The organism is Methylobacterium sp. J-077 (assembly GCF_022829365.1).
Lineage (GTDB): Bacteria > Pseudomonadota > Alphaproteobacteria > Rhizobiales > Beijerinckiaceae > Methylobacterium.
On sequence record NZ_JAKSYJ010000071.1, the window covers coordinates 1 to 2984 of the forward strand.

The 2984-nt window shown below is 71.4% G+C and carries 2 protein-coding genes and 1 pseudogene; 1 reads left to right on the plus strand and 2 read right to left on the minus strand.

Annotation, left to right across the window (positions count from 1 at the left end; genetic code table 11):
- Together MKL11_RS04400 and MKL11_RS04405 are read right to left on the minus strand one after the other, a co-directional pair.
- A partial coding sequence (locus MKL11_RS04400; RefSeq protein ID WP_243940624.1) for a methyl-accepting chemotaxis protein occupies positions 1–1832 on the minus strand: 1832 nt, incomplete at its 3' end.
- A 288-nt stretch (positions 1833–2120) separates the two neighbouring features.
- Positions 2121–2697: pseudogene (locus tag MKL11_RS04405) on the minus strand (methyl-accepting chemotaxis protein); the annotation flags it as partial.
- A gap of 13 nt (positions 2698–2710) precedes the next feature.
- Between MKL11_RS04405 and MKL11_RS04410 the strand changes: the two are divergent.
- On the plus strand, positions 2711–2984 hold a 274-nt coding region (locus MKL11_RS04410), incomplete at its 3' end, for a methyl-accepting chemotaxis protein (RefSeq protein ID WP_409565808.1).

Sequence of the window (2984 nt, forward strand, 5' to 3'; positions counted from 1 at the left end):
AGCCGCTCGGCCTGGTTGGCCAGCTCGTCCGAGGTCGCCGAGACCTGCTCGGAGGCGCTGGCGTTCTGCTGCGTGACCTTGTCGAGCTGCTGGATCGCCTGGTTGATCTGCGCCGAGCCGACATCCTGCTCCCGGCACGCCGCCGAGATTTCCTCTACCAGGATCGCGGTCTTGCGGATGTCCGGCACCAGCCGCCCGAGCATCTCGCCCGCCTGCTGGGCCGCCTTGACCGTGTCGGCCGACAGCGTGCCGATCTCGGCCGCCGCCGCCTGGCTACGCTCGGCGAGCTTGCGCACCTCGGACGCCACCACCGCGAAGCCGCGGCCGTGCTCGCCGGCCCGGGCCGCCTCGACGGCGGCGTTGAGCGCCAGCAGGTCGGTCTGGCGGGCGATCTCCTGCACGATGGTGATCTTCTGGGCGATGGTCTGCATCGCGTCGACCGCCCGGCCGACCGCGGCGCCGCTGGCCTCGGCATCCTGGGCCGACTGGCGCGCGATCGCCTCGGTCTGGCTGGCGTTCTGGGCGTTCTGCTTGACGTTGGCGGCCATCTCCTCGACCGAGGCCGAGGCCTCCTCCGTGGAGGCGGCCTGCTCGGTCGAGCCCTGCGACAGCTGCTCGGCCGAGGACGACAGCTCCTGCGAGCCCGCCGACACGTTGGTGGTGGCGGCGATGACCTGGGTCACGACCTCGCGCAGCTTCAGGTTCATCGCTTGGACGGCGCGCAGCAGGTCGGTGATCTCGTCGCGGCCGGACCCGACCACGTCCCGGGTCAGGTCGCCCTGGGCGACGGAGGTTGCGGCATCGACCGCCCGCTGCAGGCCCCGGGAGATCGAGAGCGACAGCCAGACGGCCATGGCGAACCCGACCGCCACCGCACCGGCGATGACGCTGACGAGCATCAGGCGCGTGGATTCGTAGGCGGCCTGGGTTTCGCGGACGTAGGTCTGAGCCACGTCCTCCTCGTAGGCGCGCAGCTTCGCGGCCTCGTCGGTGACCGCCGCCCGCGCCTGGGTGAACGGGCCCACGATGACCTGCAGCGCCTTGGCGTCGGTGTTGGCGAGGCCGAGGCCGAAGATCCGTTCGCCGATCGGCTCCCAGGTCTTGATCGCGGCCGCGATCACCTTGACCCCGTCGAGGAAGCCGTCGGCGCGGCCGGCCTCGGTGAGCCGGGCGAGATCCTGATCGAGCTGGCGGCGATGATCCTGATACTCGGTGGCGAATTTCGCGAGCAGCGCGTCGTCGCTGATCATCACCTCACGATAGATTTCGGCCAGGAGGCGCGTCACCCGCAGCTCGATCGCGTCGACGAGGCGGCGGTTCTCCACCGACAGGTCCGTACGGGAGGCCAGCTCCTCGATCCGGGCCATCACGGCCCCGTAGGCAGACATCTGCTCGTTGCCGGCGATGCCGATCGCGGTGTTGTTGCCGTTCTTGGTCGACAAGTCCAAGCCCTTGGCGGCGATCTCGTTCAGCTGGTTCCACTTGTCCTGCAGGGGCCTGATCCGGGCACGCTCTTCCGGCGAAGCCCGCTCGGTGAGCTCCGCCAGGAGCGCGCGGAACCGGCCGTCCTGGGTCTTGAAGTCGAGGGTGAGCTGCGCCCGTCCGGCATCGGTCGGCTCCAGCAGCGTGCGGTTCATGATGCGCGCCGCCTCGACCGAGAGGGTCTCGACGCGCAGGATGCGCTGGACCTGCGCGAACGGGCCGGACGCGAAGGCCTGCATCCGCGCGTTCGAGGCGCCGAGGCCGGCGATGGCGAGGTAGCCGGCCCCGCCCAGAAGGACGAGGATCAGGCCGAAGCTCAGAGCCAGCTTGGCTCGGATCGTGAAACGCATGGGTGTGACCTCCTGGGGGTCTGATCGATCGGGGTCGCGCGGGACGAGCCCTGCGCGGGACGCGGGGTCGCGGCTCAGGCGGCGCGGATGAAGTCGGAGTCGCGGGCGTCGCCGTCGCCCATGTCGAGCTCGAAGCCGCCCCCGCAGCCAGGGGGGACCGGCCGGCGCGCGGCTTGGCGTTCGTCTTGCCATTGGCCTTGCCGCCGACCTTGGCCTTGGCCGGCGCGCCCATCCGGGCCGCCGTGGCCCGCAGCTGCGTCGCCGCCGCGTCGATGCCCGCCCCCGCCGCGTCGATGCGGAAGTAGGCGATGGTCGCCTGCAGCCGCTCGGCCTGGTTGGCCAGCTCGTCCGAGGTCGCCGAGACCTGCTCGGAGGCGCTGGCATTCTGCTGCGTGACCTTGTCGAGCTGCTGGATCGCCTGGTTGATCTGTGCCGAGCCGACATCCTGCTCCCGGCACGCCGCCGAGATTTCCTCCACCAGGATCGCGGTCTTGCGGATGTCCGGCACCAGCCGCCCGAGCATCTCGCCCGCCTGCTGGGCCGCCTTCACCGTGTCGGCCGACAGCGTGCCGATCTCGGCCGCCGCCGCCTGGCTACGCTCGGCGAGCTTGCGCACCTCGGACGCCACCACCGCGAAGCCGCGGCCGTGCTCGCCGGCGCGCGCCGCCTCGACGGCGGCGTTCAAGGCCAAAAGATCGGTCTGGCGGGCGATCTCCTGCACGATGGTGATCTTCTGGGCGATGGTCTGCATGGCGTCGACCGCCCGGCCGACCGCGGCGCCGCTGGCCTCGGCATCCTGGGCCGACTGGCGCGCGATCGCCTCGGTCTGGCTGGCGTTCTGGGCGTTCTGCTTGACGTTGGCGGCCTCGGTCGAGGAGATGGCCGCAGACGTCAAGCAGAACGGCCAGCACGCCAGCCAGACCGAGGCGATCGCGCGCCAGTCGGCCCAGGATGCCGATGCCAGCGGCGCCGCGGTCGCCCGGGCGGTCGAAGCCCTGCAGACCATCGACCAGCAGCTCACCAGCGTGGAGGAGATCGCCCGCCGGGCCGATCTGTTGGCCTTGAACGCCGCCGTCGAGGCGGCGCGCGCCGGCGCGGACGGCCGCGGCTTCGCGCTGGTGGCGTTCGAGGTGCGCAAGCTCGCCGAGCGTA